15 protein-coding genes are annotated in these 22946 nt (G+C 57.6%); 9 read left to right on the top strand and 6 right to left on the bottom strand.

All coding sequences use genetic code 11. The features are described from left to right. Window positions 1-304: 304 nt before the first annotated feature. From SB719_RS05230 to SB719_RS05210, 5 genes are all read right to left on the bottom strand, one after another. Window positions 305-727 carry a DCC1-like thiol-disulfide oxidoreductase family protein gene (locus SB719_RS05230; RefSeq protein WP_065647646.1) on the bottom strand — a complete coding sequence of 141 codons (423 nt, stop codon included), beginning with the start codon at window positions 725-727 and terminating at the stop codon, window positions 305-307. 53 nt (window positions 728-780) lie between these two features. Further along, on the bottom strand, window positions 781-3042 hold the full coding sequence (locus tag SB719_RS05225) for a xanthine dehydrogenase family protein molybdopterin-binding subunit (RefSeq protein ID WP_304231581.1): 2262 nt from the start codon (window positions 3040-3042) through the stop codon (window positions 781-783). 13 nt (window positions 3043-3055) lie between these two features. After that, window positions 3056-4048, bottom strand: a complete 993-nt coding sequence (locus SB719_RS05220) for an FAD binding domain-containing protein (RefSeq protein WP_293005580.1) — start codon at window positions 4046-4048, stop codon at window positions 3056-3058. Beyond that, window positions 4045-4533 (bottom strand): (2Fe-2S)-binding protein, encoded by a 489-nt coding sequence (locus SB719_RS05215; RefSeq protein ID WP_071668343.1) that lies wholly within the window; start codon window positions 4531-4533, stop codon window positions 4045-4047. The genes SB719_RS05220 and SB719_RS05215 overlap by 4 nt, the downstream gene beginning before the upstream one ends. 185 nt (window positions 4534-4718) lie before the next feature. Continuing rightward, a complete protein-coding gene (locus SB719_RS05210; protein WP_065647397.1) occupies window positions 4719-5693 on the bottom strand; it encodes an XdhC family protein in 975 nt (324 codons plus the stop codon). Between the two features lie 178 nt (window positions 5694-5871). On the opposite strand from SB719_RS05210, the gene SB719_RS05205 reads away from it, so the two are divergent. The 7 genes from SB719_RS05205 (at window position 5872) to mqo (ending at window position 19205) form a co-directional block, all read left to right on the top strand. Continuing rightward, a complete protein-coding gene (locus SB719_RS05205; protein ID WP_292968698.1) occupies window positions 5872-6204 on the top strand; it encodes a gamma-glutamylcyclotransferase family protein in 333 nt (110 codons plus the stop codon). A gap of 34 nt (window positions 6205-6238) precedes the next feature. Further along, window positions 6239-7024 carry an MBL fold metallo-hydrolase gene (locus tag SB719_RS05200; RefSeq protein ID WP_304231585.1) on the top strand — a complete coding sequence of 262 codons (786 nt, stop codon included), beginning with the start codon at window positions 6239-6241 and terminating at the stop codon, window positions 7022-7024. 107 nt (window positions 7025-7131) lie between these two features. Further along, entirely contained in the window at window positions 7132-7932 is an 801-nt protein-coding gene (locus SB719_RS05195) for a MetQ/NlpA family ABC transporter substrate-binding protein (RefSeq protein WP_304231586.1), read from the top strand. 548 nt (window positions 7933-8480) lie between these two features. After that, window positions 8481-14540, top strand: coding sequence for an autotransporter outer membrane beta-barrel domain-containing protein (locus SB719_RS05190; protein ID WP_412158988.1), 6060 nt, complete (start codon window positions 8481-8483; stop codon window positions 14538-14540). Between the two features lie 304 nt (window positions 14541-14844). Continuing rightward, a complete protein-coding gene (kup, locus tag SB719_RS05185) occupies window positions 14845-16713 on the top strand; it encodes a low affinity potassium transporter Kup (RefSeq protein WP_412158987.1) in 1869 nt (622 codons plus the stop codon). A gap of 226 nt (window positions 16714-16939) precedes the next feature. Continuing rightward, entirely contained in the window at window positions 16940-17248 is a 309-nt protein-coding gene (locus SB719_RS05180; protein WP_065647403.1) for a DUF1471 domain-containing protein, read from the top strand. 310 nt (window positions 17249-17558) lie between these two features. Further along, window positions 17559-19205 carry a malate dehydrogenase (quinone) gene (gene mqo, locus SB719_RS05175; protein ID WP_412158986.1) on the top strand — a complete coding sequence of 549 codons (1647 nt, stop codon included), beginning with the start codon at window positions 17559-17561 and terminating at the stop codon, window positions 19203-19205. A gap of 46 nt (window positions 19206-19251) precedes the next feature. Here the strand turns inward: mqo and SB719_RS05170 are convergent, their stop codons facing one another. After that, on the bottom strand, window positions 19252-20178 hold the full coding sequence (locus tag SB719_RS05170) for a LysR family transcriptional regulator (protein WP_065647405.1): 927 nt from the start codon (window positions 20176-20178) through the stop codon (window positions 19252-19254). A gap of 118 nt (window positions 20179-20296) precedes the next feature. Here SB719_RS05170 and SB719_RS05165 point away from each other — a divergent pair, with 118 nt between their 5' ends. Both SB719_RS05165 and SB719_RS05160 read left to right on the top strand, forming a co-directional pair. Then, the gene (locus SB719_RS05165; RefSeq protein ID WP_314687465.1) at window positions 20297-21427 is read left to right on the top strand and encodes a M20 family metallopeptidase; all 1131 of its coding nucleotides are present in this window, start codon (window positions 20297-20299) and stop codon (window positions 21425-21427) included. Then, complete coding sequence (locus SB719_RS05160) at window positions 21424-22818, top strand: YfcC family protein (protein ID WP_412158985.1); 1395 nt, start codon at window positions 21424-21426, stop codon at window positions 22816-22818. Before SB719_RS05165 ends, SB719_RS05160 begins: the two co-directional genes overlap by 4 nt. Window positions 22819-22946 lie beyond the last annotated feature (128 nt).

The following is a 22946-nucleotide window of genomic DNA, read 5'->3' as shown; positions in this document are numbered from 1 at the left end:
TGTGCCATTATTCAAAACCATGATGGTCTTCAGGAGAAACAACTGGCAAAAAGTTTCGTCCTCAGCGGGACATTATTTGTTTTTAATCAGGCATAAAATGTAATTCTTTATGTAAAGAAGAGTATGCAAAATAGACATTTGCGGTCTAATGAAACAGAAAGTTAATTAATTTATTTTAAAATCAATAAGATAAATAGATGTTGCTGCACCAGCCTGATGTAGTGCACAAAAGGGATTGATGCAGGAAATTTATTTACCTGCATCTCTGATTTTCATTTTCTGCTATCAAAGCAATAACGCTGCTTTAGCGTGCAATAAACCTTTCTGGGAAATCGGGAGAGAGGTGCTTAACGTCGTCGTAACGGCCAAAGAGACGATAGCGGTTTCGGGCAATAAGATTATATATCGCGTTACTTACCGGGTCAGGAAAATAACGCAGCAGCGCAAAGATACGCCAGCGACTGTGAAGGCTTTTCATCACGCGACAGATTGCCTGAGCACGCAGCCAGTGTCCGCTTTCACCGATCAGTACGATCGTCCGGATATCGTCAACCGGCATCCTGACATGGCGCAGTAACGTTTTACCCTCCTCACTTTGCACGGTGGCAAAGCGTACCCGCCGGTCCAGTTGGTGCCGCAGCAGGAATGCCACCCAGCCGTTACAGAGTTTACACATGCCGTCGTAAAGTACTGCCTGTTCACCAGGCCTGAGATAAGGGATTGTCATGATCACGCTCAGAGAGTGAAGCGGCGGCGTCTTCCTGACGCCGCCAGCCTGCATTAATCGAGCAACTTCTCCAGGGAAAGCGGCAGATCGCGAATGCGCTTGCCGGTTGCGTGATAAACAGCATTACTGATAGCCGCAGCCATACCCACAATACCCAGCTCGCCCACGGCTTTTCCGCCCATCAGCGTGGCGTGGTGATCCGGCTCGCCCACGTCGATAGTGATAATCTCCGGTACGTCAGCGTTAACCGCAATCAGATAATCGGCGAGATTATTGTTCACGATGCGGGCGTTACGCGGATCAACCGCCCCGCCTTCCAGCAGCGCCTGACCGAGCCCCATCACCATTCCGCCAATCCACTGGCTGCGCGCCAGTTTCGGATTATAAAGCCGCCCGCTGTCAAAGGCGGACACCATACGCCTGACGCGCACCGTACCGAAATCTTCATCCACGCGCACTTCAACAAACTGCGCGCCCCAGCTGTGTGAAGAAAACTCTTCCGGTGTGGTCATCCGCGACATCGAGTGCACCGCTTTATCCCGCTCTTCTGCGCTTTCGCCCGGCTTAAAGGTGCCGTCCGTTACCGCCAGTGTCTCTTCACCGCTCAGCCGCACCAGATCGCCCAGCGACACCGCACGCTCCGGCTGACCTTTCAGGCACACGCCTCCCGCGCAGAGCGTCAGCTGTTCAGCGTCGGTCTGCGGGAACGGCGCATCTGAAGAAGCGCCTGCCAGCGCGTAGAGCCGGTCACGCAGCGCCACCGCCGTCTTATGCACGGCACCGGTCAGGTTGCCGGCCAGCTGCGAACCGCCCGCCACGCCGGCACGCGGCAGCCGGGTATCACCCAGTTCAACTTTAATGCGGGTAGAGTCAAGACAGAGCACTTCTGCCGCTGTCTGCGCCAGAATGGTGTAGGTTCCGGTGCCGATATCAGCACCTGCACTCTGCACCACCAGCTCACCCTGACTGTTGAGGATCAGGCGCGCCTCAGCCGGGGCTTTGTTTACCGGATAGGTTGCCGTTGCCATGCCCCAGCCAATCAGCTCACGGCCTTCGCGCATTGAGCGCGGTGCCATAGTGCGATCTTTCCAGCCAAACGCTTCAGCCGCCGCGCTGTAAGCCTCTTTCAGACGACGCGTACTCCACGGCAGGTTTTCCTGCGGATCCTGTTCTGCATAGTTGCGCAGGCGCAGCTCCAGCGGATCGATACCCAGCGCGTAGGCCATCTCATCCATCGCCACCTCCAGCCCGAACGCGCTCGGGTTCTCACCGGGTGCACGCATCCAGCCCGGCGTGACAGTATTGATAGCAGCAACGTAATGACGCGAATAGACATTCGGCACATCATAGATACGCCCGGTGACTTTGTTGGTGCCTTCGGCGAACGTGTCAATGAGTGAGGTATCGCTCAAACCTTCATGCAGGATGGCCAGTAGTTTCCCGTCCTGTGCGGCGCCCATCTCTATAGTCTGCTGCGTAGCCGGACGACCGCCAAGTCCGGTAAAGGTCTGCGGACGCGACAGCGCCACTTTCACCGGACGCGTCAGCGCGCGCGAGGCAACGCAGGCCAGCGCTACATGGGTGTAGGGCACGGGTTTAGATCCAAAGCCGCCGCCAACATAGGGTGAAATTACCCTAACCTGCTGCTGTTCGATACCCAGCCACTCGGCTATTTCAGTCTGTGCTCCCATGACCCACTGGCTTGGCTCCCATACCGTGAGCGCATTATCCTGCCATGATGCGATGCAGGCATGCGGTTCCATCGGCATGTTGTATTCACGCGGTGTGGCGTAGCAGCTTTTGATTTTCACTTCTGCCTGCGCCATCGCCTGGTGCGCATCGCCCATTTCAACAGTGGCGCTCTCCTGGCGCTCCGCTGCCGGATCATCCATCCAGACCAGCGGCTTCTCTTCCTCATAGCGCACTTTTACCAGGCTGGCAGCCCAGGTCGCCTGTTCAAACGTTTCTGCCACCACCAGCCCGATGTTCTGGCCGTTATGAATGATTTTGTCATCCTGCAGCGGTGTATAGGTGGACTGCGCCGCGCCGCCGTCAGCAATGGCGGTAGGCTTGTTGATCTTCAGCGGATTCAGATGGGTATAAATCGCGACAACGCCAGGCTGCCGTTCCGCTTCTGCGGTGTCAATATCTGTCATCCGGCCGCTGGCAATAGTGGACTGCACCACCACGCCATACAGCATATTCTCAGGCTGATATTCCGCTGCATAGCGGGCGGCGCCGGTGACTTTCACCACGCCATCGCCCCGATCGCGTCCGGCACCGAGTGCCTGATAGTTTTGTTCCTGCTTATCCATAAAATGTCCCCGGTTACGCCTTGCCGCCAGCCTGAAGTAGTGCACGTGCAATCACGCGCGGTGTCAGCACTTTTTTATGCTGATTCTGCGGCAGGGTTTTCGCATCCTGCACAATACGCTCTGCGGCACGACGCAGCGTTTGTTCATCAAATAGCTGTCCGCGCAGCGCCCCTTCCACCTGCTGTGCCCGCCAGGGCTTCGTCGCCACGCCGCCCACGGCAATGCGCACGTCGCGGATCCGGTCACCCTCCAGCTCAATGCCAACGGCGGCGCTGGCAGCCGCAAATTCATACGAGCTGCGATCGCGCACCTTCAGGTAATGCGAATGTTTCAGCGCGGCGGTAAGCGGCAGTTCCACCGCGATGATCATTTCATCGCTGGCGAGATCGTGCTCCAGATGGGGCGTATCACCGGGCAGGAGATAGAACTGGTCAATCGGAATGCGACGCTCGCGCTGCGCAGCATTGCGCACGATGACCACGGCATCAAAAGCGGTCAGTGCAACAGCCAGGTCGCCCGGATAAACCGCAATACAGCTGTCACTGGTACCCAGAATAGCGTGGTTGCCGTTGATGCCCTCGAGCGCGGCACAGCCCGATCCCGGATTGCGCTTGTTACAGGCGCTGAACGTATGCGGATCGCGGAAATAAACGCAGCGGGTACGCTGCAGCAGATTGCCGCCAATCGTAGCCATGTTCCGCAGCTGCGGCGACGCCGCCTGCCACAGACTGTGATAAATCGCCGGCGCATCACGCTGACACTCTGCATGATGCTCCAGTTCGCTCATGCGCGTCAGCGCGCCGATACGCAGGCTGTCATGGCTGAACGCAATTTCACGCATCTCCTGCAGGCCGCTGATATCCACCAGCGCGGCCGGCTGCTCAACGTCGCATTTCATTAAATCTATCTGCGTGGTGCCACCCGCCAGAAACCGGCTGCTGGCATCCTTCTTCTGCTGCAGCGCCTGTTCCGGGCTGCTCGCCGCAAGGTAGTCAAACGGATTCATCGCGCCTCCGAACTGAGATCGGCGGCGGCCTGCTGAATGGCGTCGACGATATTAGGGTAAGCTCCGCAGCGACAAAGATTACCGCTCATATATTCACGGATCTCATCGGCAGAACCGGCATGCCCCTCCGCAATGCAGGCGGCGGCAGACATGATCTGTCCCGGCGTGCAGTAGCCGCACTGGAAAGCATCATGTTCCAGAAAACGCGCCTGAACCGGATGAAGCGTGCCATCAGGACGCGCCAGTCCCTCAATAGTAGTGACCTGCTGTCCGTTAGCCTGAACGGCCAGCGTCAGGCAGCTCAGAACCCGCTTGCCATTAATATGAACGGTGCAGGCGCCACACTGGCCCTGGTCACAGCCCTTTTTTGTACCGGTCAGCGTCAGGTGTTCACGCAGCGCGTCCAGCAGCGTCACGCGCGGGTCTACGCTGAGTTCAATGGGCTGCCCATTGACCTCGAGATGCAGTTGTATGTTTTCTGACATAGCTCATTTCCAATAGTGAAAGAATCGATCGGGATGCGCGTTTAAGATGTCGTAGTAGAGTGCGCACCCGCTAAGTCTAGACGCTGAGGGCATTTCGGAAGGCGTTGTCAAAAAAAAGAACAAACTTTGTGGGGGATTACCGTAAAAAAGCCATAGCGCAACGGGCTATGGCTTCCGGAACGGGATTAACGGCGCGCTGCGAGACCGTTTTTGTGGCGCACAATGTCCGCCATAATTGATAGCGCGATTTCAGCCGGTGTTTTGCTGCCAATATCCAGCCCGACCGGCGCGTGAATGCGCGCCAGCTGCTCAGACGTCAGCCCGGCTATCTCCGCCAGACGCGATAGCCGCCGGCTGCTGTTGCGCTTCGATCCCATCGCGCCGAGATAAAATGCCGGCAGCAGCACGGCCTCCATCATCGTCAGGTCATCAATGCGCGGATCGTGGGTCAGGGACAGGATTGCCGTTGCATTGTGGCACCCTTCCCGTTCCAGATAGCGGGCCGGAAAACAGCGTATGATCCGCACGCCTGTCTGTAAGTCCGCGCCCATATTTTCCAGCACCTCATCGCGATGCTCGCAGACCAGCGTCTCAAACCCCAGCGCCTGCGCAAAGTTGGCGCAGTAAACGCCTACGCTGGAGAGACCGGCGATAATCAGACGCGGCGGCGCAGAGAGCGTCAGCGTAACCCGGTCGCCTGCGATCTGCGCGGCAGTCTGCTGCGTATAGGGCAGCGTCTCCACGCCGGCGCAGGCGTGCGGTAGCTGCAGCGTTTTACTGATGGCTTCGGCCCGTACCAGCGCATCGTGCATCTGACGCAGATAGTGAATGGATGCCGCGCCCTGCGGCAGCTTTTCTACCAGAATATCCAGCACGCCGCCGCACGGCAGTGCCCGATCGGGCGTCAGCCCGCCGTCACCGTAGCGCACCACGGCACTCGCCTCTCTGAAGGCGTTTTCCGCAATTCGCTGGCGGAAATCCTCCTCCACACAGCCGCCGGAGAGCGAACCGCAAAAATGCCCGTCGGCGCGGATCGCCATCATGGCGCCCGGCGGCCGCGGTGAAGAACCAAAAGTGCTCAGTACGGTACAAAGCCATACCGGATGTGCTTCTGCCCAGTGCTGCGCGGTTTCGAGAACCTGCACATCAAGGTGATACATGAATTGCTCCGTTGTAATGTCCCTTTTTTACTGGCAGGGATCTGAATCTCCCTATGAGTAAATGTCACATTTGGCGTTTCGTCTAATCGGCCCGGAATTTTCCCGCCCGTAACATTTACCGTCCCGGTTCGCTGCGTCACAATAGCGGGATCGTAAACGCAACCCTCACAGGAGTGATATGAAACCTCTGTTTGTCTACGGCACGCTGCAGCCCGGGCACGATAATGCTCATATTCTGGAGCAGATAGGTGGCGAGTGGCTGGCCGGCAGCGTTAATGGCACCTATTACGCGCGCGGCTGGGGCGCGGCCGCTGACTTTCCTGGCGTGGTGCTGTGCCAGGATGGCGCGCGCGTACCCGGCTATCTGTTTTTCTCGCCCCATCTCGACGTGCACTGGCCAATGCTCGATGCATTTGAAGAGGGCTATGATCGCGTGCCGGTCGCTGTGACCACCGATCGGGGTGAGCAGATCACCGCCTGGGTCTATCAGCTGCAGCCTGCAACAGAGTAGCTATCCTTATCCCGTCAGCTGATGAGGAGAAACCATGATTACGCTCTGTACTGCCTGCGGCACCTCTTATGCCGCGCCGGCCCCCCGGCACTGCCCCATCTGCGAAGATGAACGCCAGTTTATTCCGCCAGGCGGACAGCGGTGGATAACGCAGACTGATTTGCGCGCCGCGCACACCAACCGGTGGCAGCAGCATCTGCCCGGCCTGCTTTCACTGCAGAGTCTGCCGGCATTTGGCATCAATCAGCGCGCCTTTCTGCTTTGCACTCCGCACGGCAATATTCTCTGGGACTGCATCGCCCATCTGGATGACGCCACGGAAACGCTGATCCGCGCGCTGGGAGGATTGCAGGCGATAGCCATCTCTCATCCCCACTACTACACCACTATGCAGGACTGGGCCGCCGCATTCAGCGCACCGATCTGGCTGCACGCCAGCGACAAAGCGTGGATTATGCGCGACAGCCCGTGGATCCGTTTATGGCAGGAGGAGGAGCATGCCCTGCTGCCAGGCATCACGCTGCTGCGTCTTGGCGGCCATTTTGCCGGTGGCACGGTGCTGCACTGGCAGCGTGATTCGGGGGTAATGCTGAGTGGCGATATTTTGCAGGTAACGCCAGGCGCGGATGCCGTCTCGTTTATGTGGAGCTATCCCAACATGCTGCCGCTCTCCGCACAGGCGGTGCGCAACATGATGCAGCCGTTACGGGATCGCAGTTTCACGCAGCTCTACGGCGCTTTTGACGGACGCGAAATTCTGCAGGATGCCGATGCGATCGTGGCGCGCTCTGCGCAGCGCTATCTCAGCTGCCTGAAGTAGAGCATAAGTTATGCTGTAAAAGCATAAGCGCCCTGCCCAATATGGATGTACAGACGTCTGGACGTATATTATAGTCCGGGGCTGACAAGAATAAGGATGCTGCAAACATGAAAAAACGTTTACTGACCGCGCTGCTGGCCGCTTCTGTGACGCTGCTGAGCGCCTGCGATAACAATAACGACGAAAAAATCAAAGTTGCGATTAACAGTGGGCCGGATGAACAGCTCTGGCAGACAGTGAAGCAGGTCGCGCATGACAAATATAAGCTGGACGTTGAGGTGATTGCGTTTAACGATTACGTGCAGCCCAACGAAGCTCTTTACAATAAAGATGTGGATGCAAATGCCTTCCAGAGCCTGCCCTACCTTGAGATGCAGTCAAAAGAGCGCGGGTATAAATTTGCCGTCATCACCAATACCTTTGTGTTTCCGATTGCCGGCTATTCCCGCAAAATCAAAAGTTTGAATGAACTGCCGGATGGCGCGACGATCACCCTGTCAAATGAAGCCACCACGCTGGGTCGCAGCCTGCTGCTGCTGCAGGCGCAGGGGCTGATCACGGTTAAACCTGAAGCGGGTCTGCTGCCCACCACGCTGGATATCACCGCCAATCCGAAAAAGCTGAAGTTTGTTGAGGTGGATACACCGCAGCTGGCGCGTACGCTGGACGATCCGCAGGTTTATCTTTCGATTATTAATAATAATTTTGCGGCGCTGGTGAACCTCTCCGCGTCACGCGACGGCATGTTTATGGAAGGTAAAGCATCACCTTACGTGAATGCCATCGTGGCACGTGAAGATAATAAAGAGAGCGCGAACGTGCAAAAGCTGAAAGAGGCATTCCGCTCGCAGCCGGTGCTGGACAAAGCCAACGAGATCTACAAAGGCGATATTATCAAAGGCTGGTAAGCGTCCTGCACGCTCCGGACAGTGACCGGGTGTGCCGGAGGTGCAGCGGCATGCGCAATTACCCGGTCCATCCGTTATGTCTGCAGCGGCAACCTGTTCGGGTTACCGCTGCAGATTTTCCGGATTTAAGCATAAAAATGTATTACCGGCGTTGTGCATCATTTCACATTTATCCGCAATCATCTCTGCCGCATAAATTGATACCAATGACTTACAGCCGTTCCAGGCTTTAATTGAGTGCAGAAATTAAACTGCAGCTGAAACAGCGTGCTGGCCGGTTAACAATATCAACAGCAGGGTTATCGCGCTTAATTATCAACCTCTCTGTTTTTTTATTTGGCTAAATATTTACGATTGTAACTTTCGTTATCCGATTCACAACTGCTGTAAAACCCGCTAAGTTTGACTTAAGTGTGGCCATTCCTGACTTCTCTTGTCACAACCACGCACCCTTATTTTACATTTAAAACTATCCCAGACTGTGAGTTCTCATCCACTTAACACGGTGATCGCGTTGTGTCGCCGGGTACACTTTTACCGGAGGATGTATGCGATTCACCCTGAATCCCATTGCGTTAGGGATCGTGGCTGTACAGACCGCGCTCTCTGTTCCACTTGCCAGCCAGGCCGTTACGCTCACTCCTTACAATCCCCGCAACAACGATCAACAAACCGGCGCGCTGATTGTTAACAGCGGCAGTCAGACCCTGACCGGTAATCAGGCGTTTGAAGCAGGCACTGATGGCGCAACAAATACCACGCTCGGGCAGGTAAACATTGTCTCCGGTGCAGCGTTTATCGATCGGGCGAGACTGGATACCGGCCCGCAAAACGTTGCCATTACCGTGCCGGATCTCACCACCGGCGGCAATACGACCTTTCAGGTGTTTGATTCAGCCAGCCTTGTAGCACAGACGCCCGTTAGCAGCAGTACCGTGGTGCCGGATCTGCAAAACGTGAATAACAATCAATATATCAACGCGCGCGTAGCGGATGTGACCGGCAGCGGCAGCGTGCTGGATGTCAGCATCGGGCAACTCACTGCCAGCAGCAGTGCCAGTACCAATGCCTGGACCATGGCGGCAAAAAGCACCACGCTGTTTCAGGCGAGTAATGGCGGGGTCATTAACTGGAACAGCAACAACCGTGTCGCATTCACCGGTTCAGCGGCAGAGGTCGGCGGTGGTGGCGCAACTGACAGTCTGAGCGTGCAAAACCTCGCCACTTACACTGGCAGCTTCAGCGTACAAACGCTGGATGGCAAAACCACCTCTTTTAGCGTAACCAATGCCAGCCAGCTGCAGCGCTACAACACCTGGCTGGTGAGTCAGCTGCAGAGTGGCAACCTCGCCACCGCCCGTTACCTTAGCGAATTTAACAAAGCCGTTACCCTCACCGATGAGGAAATAGTTTACAGCGTCAGCGCCACGCCGCCGGATGAGGTCACGCAGCCCCTGGGTAACCGTGTCGTGATCAACGCTGAGGGTATTGGCTCACAAATTACTATTGCCGCAGACAAAACGCTGGAGGCGACCGGCGCGAACGGCGGTGCCGTGCGGGTTGCGTCCGGTGCCAGCGCCACCGTGGATGGCAAACTGGCCAGCCGGGGTACGGCGCTCGCGCTGGACGATGCCAGCGCGACTAACAGCAGCAGCGGAGTCATCAACGGCGGCTTTCTTAACCGGATCGACGGCACCGGCGTGGGCGCGGCCAGCAGCAACGCGACGGCGGTCACGGTGCAAAACAACGGCAACTTTATCAATAATGGCGTGCTGAACCTCGGCACCACCGGCAGCAATCTGACCAGTGGCGTGGCAGGTATCCGGCTGGATGCCAGCGCGCAGGCGAGTAACAGCGGGAATATTAACGTTGGCGTTAATGGTTCCGCCGCACGCGGCACCACCTCTGGCGTTCTGCTCACAGCCGATAGCAGCCGCTTTACCAACACCAGTGCGGGCACCCTTTACATCGGACGCGGCCCGCAAAACAGCCTGAGCGATAACGTAGCGGAAACCGCGATGAATCAGAGCGGTCTGACCAGCGGTATTGCCGTGCTGGCGAACGGCAGCGCGATCAGTGAAGGCCGCATCGTGCTCGGTTCACGCGTGCAGAATGCGGCCGGCATGTCAGTCAGCGGCGCGAACAACGCCACGCTCATCAACAGCGGCACCATTGATATTAACGGCAGCGCGGCGCGCGTGCCGCGCGAAAACACCGGCATGCTGGTCAGCAACAGCAGCGGCACGCTGGAGAATCGTGGCACCATCAATCTCAACGGGGTTAACGGCACCGGCCTTAAAGTACTGGCTGGCAATGGCAGTACGGCGGCGGCAAGCTCTGCCGGCACAATCAATGTGGCGGGCGGTGCCGATCCCGCCAGCGGCACACGCAATTTTGGCGTATGGGCAGAGGGACAGGGTAGCGGCACAGTACTGGCCAGCGTGGATGGTCGCATCAATCTGACAGGCAACGGGGCGATAGGCGTACACGCACGCGGTAATGCCACCATTAATGTTACGCAGGATGCGATCCCGGTATTCAGCACCGGCAGCCAGCAAATCGGCTTCTTTGCCTATGGTCCGAATGCGCTGATCAACGTAGCGGATAATAATGCTTTTGACGTCACCACCCGTAATTCCACCCTGTTTCGTATCGAACAGGGCGCCGGTTTTGATGGTTCAGATACCACGCTCACTGCTTCCGGCGCGGGAAGCGTGGCGATCAACGGCACCGGCGCTGATGGCACCACGGTTAACACCCGCAATGCCACGCTGAACGTCAGCGGTAGCGGTGCGGCTGGCGTAAACATCGAAGGCGGTGCCCTGGGCAATATCGATGCCGCAACCACCATCAATCTCATCGGCAGCAATGCTATCGGGGCGATCGCCGACGGACAAAAACATACGCTGACCGGTGCCAGCAGCCGCGCTCCGGTTGCCGGCACCCGGCTGATTTCAGCGGCAGAGCTGGATTCAGCGCAGGACACTATTACAGGCTATCTGGCGCGTAATCGCGCCCGGCTCACCAACAGTGGCAATATCACGTTCAGCGGCGCCAGCACCACAGGGATACGCGTGGAGAGCGGTGCCAGCGGCAGCAACAGCGGCAATATCAGTATCAGCGAAGGCGGCAGCGGCATTGTGGTCAACAGCGTGGGCAGCCCCTTTGCCACCACCGTCAGCAACAGCGGTAACATTGAGGTAAATGGCGGCAGCATCCGTAACCGTACGCGCGGCGTAACGGCCAGTGGCGCACAGGCTGTCGCAAATCTTGACGCCGGCACGCTTACTCTTAATGGTATTGGTGCAATGGGTGCCGAAGCGCTCAGCGGTGCGCAGGTTAATATCGCTGCGGGATCAACGCCGGTTTTCAATAACAGCAATCAGATCGCTTACCGCGCAGCGGGTAGCGGCTCCCGTATCAGTTCGGCAAGTCGTACGCTGGACATCACGACTGCGGGCTCCACCGGCTACCGCATTGACGACGGTGCTGCGCTCGGTTTCAGCGCCGCCAGTACGCTCACCGCCAGTGCGGCAAACGCCACCGGCGTCATTGTTTCCGGTAATGGCAGCAGCCTGAACAGCACTAACGCCAGTTTTACCGCCAGCGGCACGGGCAGCACGGCGGTTCGCGTTGAAGGGGGTGCGGCAGCCACGCTGGACAGCAGCAGCACGCTTAACCTGAGCGGTAATAATGCCGTCGGCATCCTGGTGAACACGATGCGCAGCGACCTCAGTAATGCGCTGGATGGCAGCGCTGCCGCGACCCGGGTAACCAGCAACGCCAGCATCCGTGGGGCCGGCAGCGGCGCTACCGGCGTCGACATTACCAACGGCGCGACCCTGATCAACAACGGTGCGCTTAGTCTGACCGGAAATAACAGCATCGGCATCCGCTCCCGTGCCGGCAGTACGTTAACCAATAACGGTGTGGTAACAGTGACCAGCGGCACCGGTCTGGATGTTTCCGGCCGCGGCAGCACGCTGGCGCAGGGCGGCGTCATCAATGTTGAAAACGGCGTGGCTGGCGTACGTATCAGCGAGGGCGCCCGGCTGGCGCTGAACGGTCGCACTACAGCGATTACCGCGCGCGGCACTGCACACGGGATTTTACTTGACCAGGGCGCCGCGGCACTCAGTGCCGCAGATGCCAGCATCAATGTCTCCGGCAGCGGCAACGGCATTGAGAACCGTGCAGAACTCAGCAATGTCAGCCTCAGCAACCTGACGCTTAACGTCGGCAACGGCAGCGGCATTCGCACCGGTGTGGCATTCGATCCCGCCTCCACCGTTACGGCAAACGTCAGGGGTAGCGGCAACGGCCTTAACATTGCTAACGCCGACGGCAGCACTACGCGCGGCGATCTGACGCTGGGTCCAGGCTACGTGTTTAACGTCAGCGGCGCAGGCGGTAGCGGTATTCGTGCCAATACCACGGGTGATATTTTCACCGCTGCCAGCGTAAACATTGATGATCCCGCTGGCGGATCGGCGCTGATCTCCGGTACGGCCGGCACCATTGTGAATACCGGGACGCTCCGCTCTGCCAGCCTGCGCGCGCCGGTAGTGGATCTCCGCGGGGGGAAAACGGTGTTTGAAAACGTCGGCACCATTATTACCGACACGCCACAAACTCAGGCAGTTGCCGGCAGCAACGCCGACGACGTCATCTTGCTGACAGAAGGCGACGTGCGCGGCGATATCAATCCCGGCGGCGGGTCCGACACGTTTCGCTGGAGCGGCGGCAGGCTTAACGGCAGTCTGACGATGGGCAATGGTAACAACAACCTGGCGGACATCAGCGGCGTCAGTCTCAGCACCACTTACCATCTCACCAGCGGCAGCGGAAGCGGTAACAGCCTGACATTCAGCCAGATTGACGGGCGTGGCGGTAGCTTTAGCGCCGACGATCGCCGCAAAGGGGTAAACCTTGGCACGGGCTGGAGCACGATCAACTTTGCAGATACGCGCTGGACGCTGACCGATAATCTGCAGCTGGCGCGCAGCACAATTAATATTGATAAGGCGTCCACCTTATATGCGGGTAACAATGTACACCCGCTGCTGGCAGGCGGTACGGCAGGGTCGCTGGTGGTTAATAACAGCGGCACGCTGGATCTTACTAACGGCGCTGGTTCACCGGGTAATACGCTGGCGATCAACGGATCGCTGGCGTCTGCGGGGGGTCAGGCGAACCTGATCACCCGACTGAACCGGGGTGGTGCGCTGAGTAACCAGTTTACCGATCGCATCAGCGTAACCGGCAATGCCAGCGGCACCACGCTGCTGAATGTACAGCCGGATGCTGCCAGCAGCGGTACGCTGACCGATCTTAATCGCAACGGTGGCGTAGAGGGCAATGAAGGTATTTCGCTGGCGCAGGTGGGCGGTAACGCGGCTGCCGGCAGTTTTGCACTGGCGGACGGCTATCTTGGGGCCGGGCCGTGGCAGTATCGGTTGTATACTTTCGCGCCGGGCAGCAGCGATCCGGCGCAACGCCTGGTCAGCGGCAGCGGGAATAACTACTGGGATTATCGCCTGGCAAACTATCTTGTGTGCGAGAACAGCAGCAGCTGCCAGCCTGCGCTGATTACCGATGCTTTTGGCAGCGAGCAAGCTTATAACGCACGTCCGGCCGTGGTACCACAGGTGCCTGCTTATGTATCGGCGCCCACCGGCCTCGCCTATTACACCACCGGCATTATCGATGACCTGCATAAACGTCTGGGTGAGCTGCGCCACGGACAGCAGCGCGCTGACGGCAATGGCGGCGAGATGTTTCTGCGCTATATCGGCTCAAACCTGAAATACCAGAGCGATCGCAGCTTCCGTGATTATGGTTATGATTTTGATCTCAATTACAGTGCGGTGCAGCTGGGTGGCAATGTGCTGCGGCTTGATGGCGCAAGCGACTCCCTGCGCGGCGGCGTGGCATATACGCGTGGCAATACGCGTCTGCGCCCCAAAGCGGCAGATGGCTATAGCAGCACCACTTTTGACAGTGATAGCCTGGCGCTCTACAGCACCTGGCAGCGTGATAACGGCTTCTATCTGGATGGCGTGCTGTCATTTGACTGGCACCGCGGTGAAACCGATATCGCGCGGCAAAAACAGGTGGCGAAGCTGAAAGGACGCGGCTGGACTGCCTCACTGGAGAGCGGCTATCCGTTTACGCTGGGTGACGGCTATCAGCTGGAACCGCAGGCGCAGCTGCTGTATATGCAGCTTAACATGAATGACTTCACCGATAAGGATGGCAGCAAGGTTCGCTACGGTGATTATGACCAGACGATTGGCCGGCTGGGTGCGCGTCTCAATCGCACCTGGAGTGATGACAATCATCGCCAGTATACGCCTTATCTGCGCGCAAATTATTACAAAGGCTGGGGCGGCGCAGCCACTACCTCGGTCGCTGCTGCAGATAATCCGGCGCTGGGGGCCACGTTTACCAGCGGGCATGTTGGCCAGATGTGGGAAGCGGGTGCAGGCGGCACGGTAACGCTGCACAACGACGTTTCGCTCTATGCTGAAGCCGATTACCGTAAAGCGATCGAGGGTAACGGCGCTAAAGGATGGCGCTACAACGCTGGCGTGCGCTGGGAGTTCTGAACCAGCCCTATATACGGGACGCCGGACAGTCCGTCCCGTGTAAGCACGCTCCGGCACCTGTTGTAATAAAAGAGATGACGTGCTCCGCCAGCGCTTCAGGCTGACGCAGTCTGAAGCCTGTTTTTCTGGCTGATAAACGCGCAGCGGTATAAAAATCGCGTAAAAATTTGCGCTCACGGCGTAAAAATGGTGTGTGAATAGTCGCCACCCTCTCCCTGCCTGTGCAGAAAACCGCTATCTTCGCCGGTATTACTCCGGCGCTGAAGAGATATAGCGCCCTTCTGTTAACCTGAGCAGGAACCCCATGAAACACCCGCACAAAGCCTCGCTGCCTGCCGGCATGCTGGCCGCTGCCGGTATCGTCTTTGGTGATATCGGCACCAGCCCGCTTTATACCCTGAAAGAGTGTCTGTCGATTCTGCCCGACGGCAGTGTCTCACCGGCTGCCGTCATGGGCTTTTTATCGCTGATCTTCTGGGCGCTGACGTTGATCGTTACGCTGAAGTATGTCTGTTTCGTTATGCGCGCGGATGATGACGGAGAGGGGGGCATCCTGACGCTGATGGCGCTGGCCCGACGCGGCGTCAGCAGCAAAGCGGGACACGTTGTCATACTGGCGGGCCTGATTGGCGGCGCGTTCTTTTATGGCGACGGCGTGATCACCCCGGCGATTTCGGTGCTTTCCGCCATTGAGGGCATAGAGGTCATCTCACCGGCGCTGAAACCGTTTATTGTACCGCTGGCGCTGGTTATTCTGACGCTGCTGTTTGTCATTCAGCGTCAGGGCACCGACAAGGTCAGCCGCATATTCGGGCCGGTGATGTTTATCTGGTTTGCCGCCATTGCGCTGCTCGGGGTGCGCGGCATTTTGCTTCATCCGCAGGTGCTCCAGGCGCTGAGCCCGCACTATGCGCTCGGTTTTCTGCTCAGCCACCCTGCGCTGGCGCTGGCGGCGCTTGGCATGGTAGTGCTGGCCGTCACCGGTGCCGAGGCGCTCTATGCTGACATGGGGCATCTGGGTAAAACCCCTATCCGCCTCGCCTGGCTGGTTGTCGCCATGCCCGCGCTGGTAATCAACTATTTTGGTCAGGGCGCACTGGTCATTGCGGATAGCACCGCGCTCAGCAATCCCTTTTATCTGCTGGCACCGGCGTGGGGGCAAATCCCGCTGATCGTGCTCTCTACGCTGGCAACGGTTATCGCCGCGCAGGCAGTTATCTCGGGTGTCTATACGCTGACGCATCAGGCGATACGGCAGGGTTTTCTGCCGCCGATGCGCATTATCTTCACGTCGCATACCGAGTCAGGTCAGATCTACATTCCGGTAGTGAACTGGCTGCTGTTTACCGCAGTGATGCTGATAGTAATAACCTTCCGTGAGTCGTCGGCGCTCTCCTCTGCTTATGGCATTGTCGTAACCGGAACGATGGTGATCACCGCCGGACTGGCAGGTGTGGTGGCGCGGCGCAACTGGCACTGGCCGCTGCCGCTGGCCGGGCTGTTCTTACTCATCATGCTGAGTATTGATGTGCCGCTGTTTATCGCCAACCTGATGAAGCTGCTCTCCGGCGGCTGGATCCCGGCGCTGCTGGCGCTGACCATGATGGCGCTGATGCTGACCTGGAGCAGCGAACGCAACCGGCTGATCCGGCGCCTCGACAGCAGTCAGGCCAGCCTGCTGGCGCTGGTCAGCTCGCTGGAAAAAAGCCCGCCCAGCCGCGTGGAGGGTACCGCCGTGTTTCTGGCGCGTAAAGAGTTTGAGATCCCGCAGGCGCTGCTGCATAACCTTAAGCATAACCGCGTGCTGCACCGGCGCGTTGTGCTGCTGCATATCCGCACTATCGATACGCCGCGCGTGCATAATCAGCAGCGTATTACGCTGACGCCGCTCTCTGCTTCCTTCTGGCAGGTGACTGCGGCCTATGGCTGGCGTGAAACGCCGTCGATGACAGAGATCCTGCATCTGTGCGGACTGGAGGGTTTTGGCTGCTCGGTTAATGAAGCGTCGTTTTTCACCTCCCACGATACGCTGGTGATGAAGCAGCGTCATGGTCTGGCGCGCCTGCGCGGCGGTATCTTTCACTTTTGCCAGCGTAACGCGCTGCGGGCGCATGAACAGTTTCATATTCCGCCAAACCGCGTCATTGAGCTGGGTGGACAGCGCGAGTTTTAACCCGTGAACGCATTAGCATGCGGCGTAAACCTGTAAGCAGATGCAACCAGGTTACTGCTGAAGTGACAAAGTTGTGGCAGAACTTTTCTTAACAAGATATTAGCAATTAAAGCTAAACCAGACGGCGCGGCAGGGTGTTTAGTCACCTTGTCGCCCGCGCTTTTTTAAACCGGGCAGAAAAATGCATAACGGATCCCCATCGTGCAATTATCTCAGGAGCAGGCTTATGAAAGCGTTAATCAATGATGTTATCTCAATCTTCACTCCGCAGGATGTCCAGCCGGTACTGGTTCGTGCCGATCTGACACCCCAGCAGATCGCTTCACTGCGCCCTACCAGCGTGACCAGCGTAAGCTGGGCAACCTCAATGGATGAGTTAACCGATGCGGTGGTCAAAAAGACGCTGGCAGCAGGCGCAGCGGGATATCACATCAGCGATGTGGAATCGCATGAACCGGCACATGACGGGCATCCGGTACTGGCAGCGAAAGCAACGCTCTATCATATCGGTGATGACATTGCGCTGAATGGCTAACGCTGACGTCTCTGCGCCTGCTGAATAACTGGCGGGCGCCTGACGCAAATTACCCGCAGTTTTATTTGCTTTACGTTCACCCTGTGGTTATAAAGAATAACCGCGCAACAGAAGCGGTTATCCTGCTGATATTTACCCTACTCTTCCCGCCTTATTTGCTGCTTATTTAGCCTGAATATTGTTATGTAACTTAATTAACCGGTGTAAATACTTAAATAACTAAAAACAGGTTAATCTTTCCGTAACAATATTTTAATTTGCCATCCGAATTTTTAACGTTCATCTGCACTGAATATAGAACAGGACTGGCATGAATCAGACCAAAAAAATTGTGTCCGCGCTTTCGCTGACCGCACTGCTTGTTTCTTCAGCGGTTCACGCTGAAAATGCACCAGAAAAAACCGACGTGCTGCTGATTGGCGGCGGGATCATGAGTGCCTCTCTGGGCACCTGGCTGCAGGAGCTGCAACCGGGCTGGAAACAGCTGATGGTTGAGCGTCTTGACGGCGTGGCGATGGAATCGTCCAATGGCTGGAACAATGCCGGTACCGGTCACTCTGCTAACATGGAGCTGAACTACACGCCAGAGCGTGCAGACGGTTCAATCGACGTTAGCAAAGCGCTGGAAATCAATGAGTCATTCATGATCACCCGCCAGTTCCTGACCAGCCAGGTTGAGCGCGGTGTGCTGCACGACCCGCGTTCCTTCATCAATTCTACGCCACATATGAGCTTCGTCTGGGGTGATAAAAACGTTGAGTATCTGACTAAACGCTATGCGGCGCTGCAGAAAACTACCCTGTTCCAGGGCATGAAATTCTCAACCGATCACAAGCAGATTGAGCAGTGGGCACCGCTGGTGATGGAAGGCCGCGATCCGGCGCAGAAAGTTGCTGCGACCTGGACGCCGGTCGGTACTGACGTCAACTACGGTGAAATTACCCGTCAGCTGATCGGCAGCCTGAAAAAAGATCAGAACTTCACGCTGGAGACCTCGTCTGAAGTCACCGACTTCAAACGTAACGGTGATAACTCCTGGCACGTCACGATTAAAGATGTGAAGAGCGGTAAAGATCGCAGCGTTGATGCGAAATATGTCTTTATCGGTGCCGGCGGCGCGGCCATCAAGCTGCTGCAGAAAACCGGCATTCCGGAAGCGGACAACTACGGCGGCTTCCCGGTAGGCGGCTCATTCCTGATGACCGAAAACCCGGCGATCACCAGCCGTCACCTGCAGAAAGTGTATGGTCAGGCTTCCGTGGGCGCACCGCCGATGTCGGTTCCGCATATCGATGCGCGTAACCTCGACGGTAAAAAAGTGGTGCTGTTCGGGCCGTTCGCGACCTTCTCAACCAAGTACCTGAAAAATGGTTCGCTGTTTGATCTGCTGAGCGCAACCACCACCAGCAACGTTATGCCGATGACGCACGTGGGTATCGATAACTTTGACCTGGTGAAATATCTGATTGGTCAGGTCATGCTGACGGATGATGATCGCTTTGCCGCGCTGAAAGAGTACTATCCGAACGCGCACAAAGAGGACTGGAAACTGATTCAGGCGGGTCAGCGCGTACAGATCATCAAGAAAGATGCGGATAAAGGCGGCGTGCTGAAACTCGGTACAGAAATTGTTACCGATCAGCAGAAAACCGTTGCGGCCCTGCTGGGTGCGTCACCGGGTGCGTCAACCGCTGCGCCTATCACCCTGAACGTGATGAAATCGCTGTTCCCGCAGCAGTTTGCTTCACCGGAGTGGCAGGAAAAAATCCGTTCTATCGTTCCGAGCTTTGGCCAGAAGCTGAATGGTAATACCGCGCTGACGCAGCAGGTATGGGATAACACCGCTTCTGTACTGCAGCTGACCAAACCACCGGTCATTACTATGAGCGAGCCGCAGGCCGCGCCGATGCAGGCGAAGCCGCGTGAAGAATCTGCTAAACAGGATATGGCGCTGTAATCGCGGGCAGCCCTGAACCTGCAAGCCGGACACTGTCCGGCTTTTTTTATGCCGGTAACCCGTCAGCAGAGCGCGCAAAATAGCTGTTCAGCAGCCGCCAGAGATAGTGTGCAGCAGGCGTCATGCGGTGATCGGCGCTGTGCAGCAGCTGACACTGGCTGTCGCGCGCGATGCGATGATCAAGCGGCACTGCAACCAGCCGATCGTGATCGAGAATACTTTTCAGCGTTTGCGGCGTCATAAACGCCACGCCCTGCCCGGCCAGCGCCAGTGAAATTGCGCTGGTAAACAGGTTACAGCTGCAGGCAGGCGTAAAAATCAGTCCTTCACTCCTGAACATGGCATTGAGGTAGCGCTGCAATCCAAACTGTTCATCCATACCAATAAGACGATGCGCGGCCAGCTGTGACAATGTCACCTTCTCCAGGGTGGCCAGGGGATGCGAGGGCGGGACGACCGCGCAGATAGGGCCGCGCCTGAAGCTGTTACAGCGCAGTCCGGGCGGACCTGAGGGGCCAAAACTGACCGCCATATCCACCTCCCCTTTGGCCAGCAGCGTCAGCGTGGTTTGCATATCTCCCGACTGAATATTGACGAACACCGCCGGATAAGCCTGCGAAAACTCGGCTATAACATGGCGGATCACTTCATCCGCCATTCCCTGGCCCACGCGCAGCGTGACGCTGCCACCGCGCATATGACGCATATCCTGCAGCTGCCGCTCCAGCTGCCGGCGGCGCTGGCTGGTCAGCGCATAATCCTCTGCCAGCAGTTTACCGGCGTCGGTCAGAACGACATTTCTGCCACGTCGTTCCAGCAGCGGCAGCTGCAGTGCGCGCTCAAGCTGCGCCAGCTGGCGGCTAATCGCAGAAGCGTTTACCCCCAGTGCGTCTGCAGCGCGGCGAATACCGCCATGCATCCCGACCTCATATAAGTAGCTTATCGATTTTTCCGGATAGCTGGATAACGTCATACTTTGCGCTTATCTGTTGACCTGAGAGCAACAATAATAGCCAGCGCGGCTTATTTTTCTACCGTGTTTTTTCTGCGCATACTGCCAGTGCAAACCCGACAGACAGGAAAAATATAAAATGAAAGCGATCGCCCTTTATCTGGAACAGCACGCCGCAGACATTCTGGCGGATATTAAAAAACTGGTAGCGGCTGAATCACCCTCTGACGATAAGTCTGCCGTCGACGCCTGCGGTGAGGTGCTGCAGCAGCTGTTTCAGCAGCGTCTCAACGTACGGGCTGAAATAACACCGCAGCAGCACTACGGCAATCACCTGAAATTTTCGCTGGGCGGACAAACGCCGCAGAGCACCATTATTGGTCATTTCGATACCGTCTGGGATAGAGGTGAACTTACGCTGCGTGAAGAAGCGGGACGCTTATACGGTCCCGGCATTCTTGATATGAAAGCGGGACTGGTACAGGCGATTTGGGCGGTACGCGCGCTGCAGCAGCTTAACCTGCCCGGCTGGCAGCAGGTGGTGTTTCTCTGCAACAGTGATGAAGAGCTGGGCAGCCCCAGCTCACAGCAGTGGATTGAAACGCATGCGCAGGGCTCCGCGCAGGTCTTTGTTGTGGAGCCCGCAGTGGCCGGCAGCGGCGCGCTGAAGGTTGCCCGCAAAGGCACCGGCCGCTATGACCTTACGCTGACCGGCCTGGCCGCGCACGCCGGCAATAATCCGGAAGAAGGCGCCAGCGCGGTTCAGGAGATGGCGCAGCAGATCCTGGCGCTGCACGCGCTTAACGCGCCTGACCGTGGCACTACGGTCAACGTCGGCGTTGCCAGCGGCGGCAGCCGGGCGAACGTTGTGGCGGATCGCGCCCGTCTTGAAGTGGATACGCGCGTCACCTCAGAAGAGGAAGCGGCGCGCCTGCATGCGGCGATCATGCAGCTACAGTCGCACGATCCGCGTGTGACCCTGCACATCAGCGGTGAACAAAGCCGTCCGCCTATGCGCCAGAGCGCGGCATCACGCGCCTTGTTTACCCGCGCGGTGCACATTGGTCATCAGCTGGGACTGACGCTGGAGGGTGCCTCCGTTGGCGGCGGCAGCGACGGCAACTTTACCGCGGCGCTCGGGCTGCCCACGCTGGATGGACTGGGGGCCACCGGTGCCGGGATCCATGCACGTCATGAGCATATTATTGTCGCGGAGGTGGTGCAGCGTACCGCGCTGCTGGCTGGCCTGCTGAGCGGAGAGACGCCATGACACAGATACCGCTGGAAAAACCGGACACCGCTGTGCGCCAGCGGGAGGGCCTCAGCCCCTACCTGCTGCTGTTCATTATTCTGGTGCTGGCCGCCGTGTCGACCTGGCTTATCCCGGCAGGCGTCTACGATTATGAAACGCGTGACGGCATTAAGTTTGCCGTCAAAGAGAGTCTGCATGCGGTGCCGCAGAGTGGCGTGCTGCCGCTGGAGATCTTTATGGCGATTGCCGCAGGCATGGTCAAACAGGCACCGATTATCTTTCTGATCCTGTTTACCGGCGGCGTACTGGCGGTGATTGAGAAAACCGGTGCGATAGCCACCGCTCTGCAGGCGCTGTCGCGCAGCAGCACGCTGAGCGATACGCGCATCATCATTATTTTCGCCGCGATTTTCTACCTGCTGGGCACCACCGGCGTGGTTGTTAATGCGGTGGTCGCCTTTGTGCCAATCGGACTGCTGGTGGGGCGTTCACTCGGACTCTCCCCTATGCTTGGGGCCTCACTGGTCTACCTGACCTGCGCCGCTGGCTACAATGTTGCCATTTTAAATCCGGCCACCACCGGGCTGACACAGCATCTGGCGCAGCTGCCGCTGTTCTCCGGCATGCTGCTGCGCGCCCTGACCTGCCTGCTGTTTGTGGTCAGCGCCGCGCTTTACCTGATCCACGCGGTGCGCCGGGCGCGTAAAAACGGTGAGTACCGGCCAGCGATGCGTGCCGAAGCAGAGAGTAGTGCACCGGTGACCGGGCGCCATAAGCTGATTCTGGCGACAACAGCGCTGGCGCTGCTGCTCTTTATTGCCGGTACGGTGCGCTATCACTGGGGCACCCGTGAGATGTCAGCGATGTTTATTCTGCTGACCATAGTGGTCGGGCTGCTGGGCCGCCTGTCCGGATCGGACATTGCCAATACCTTTCTGGCAGGCTGCGCCACGCTGGTTAAAGGGGCGTTTATCGTGGGTATGGCAGCCGCTATTTCGCTGGTGCTGCAGCAGGGTAATGTACTCGACCCCATTGTCGGGTTTCTTTCCGGCCTGCTGGAGCCGGTGCCCGCCTGGCTGGCCACCATTGGCATGTTTATCAGCGCAGCGCTGATCCACTTTGGTATCTCATCCGGTTCAGGGGAGTCTGCGCTTTTGATCCCGATTTTCTCACCGCTGGGCGATAACCTTGGCCTGACGCGTCAGGTAATGGTGCAGTCGGTGCTGCTGGGTGAAGGGATCGTTAACTGTATGAGCCCGACCTCCGGCGTGCTGATGGCGGTTCTGGCTACAGCTGGCGTCTCTTTCGGTCAGTGGCTGCGCTTTGTTGCCCCGGTCATCGCCATCTGGTTTGTGATCTGTGTAGTGATGCTGCTGATTGGTGTGGCTATCGACTGGGGTCCCTTCTGACCGTGCCCTGCTCAGGCAGCGCCCGCTTTATTCAGGGGCTGCCTCTTTCTTTCCCGGAGATGATCTGTTTATCGACTGCAGTACTATTTTTAACGGGTTCGTATTGTTCTGGATCAATATTTTTATTC

This window comes from Pantoea sp. SIMBA_079, assembly GCF_046940275.1.
In the GTDB taxonomy this organism is placed as follows: Bacteria; Pseudomonadota; Gammaproteobacteria; order Enterobacterales; family Enterobacteriaceae; genus Pantoea; species Pantoea borealis.
This window is presented reverse-complemented; position numbering and strand designations above follow the sequence as displayed.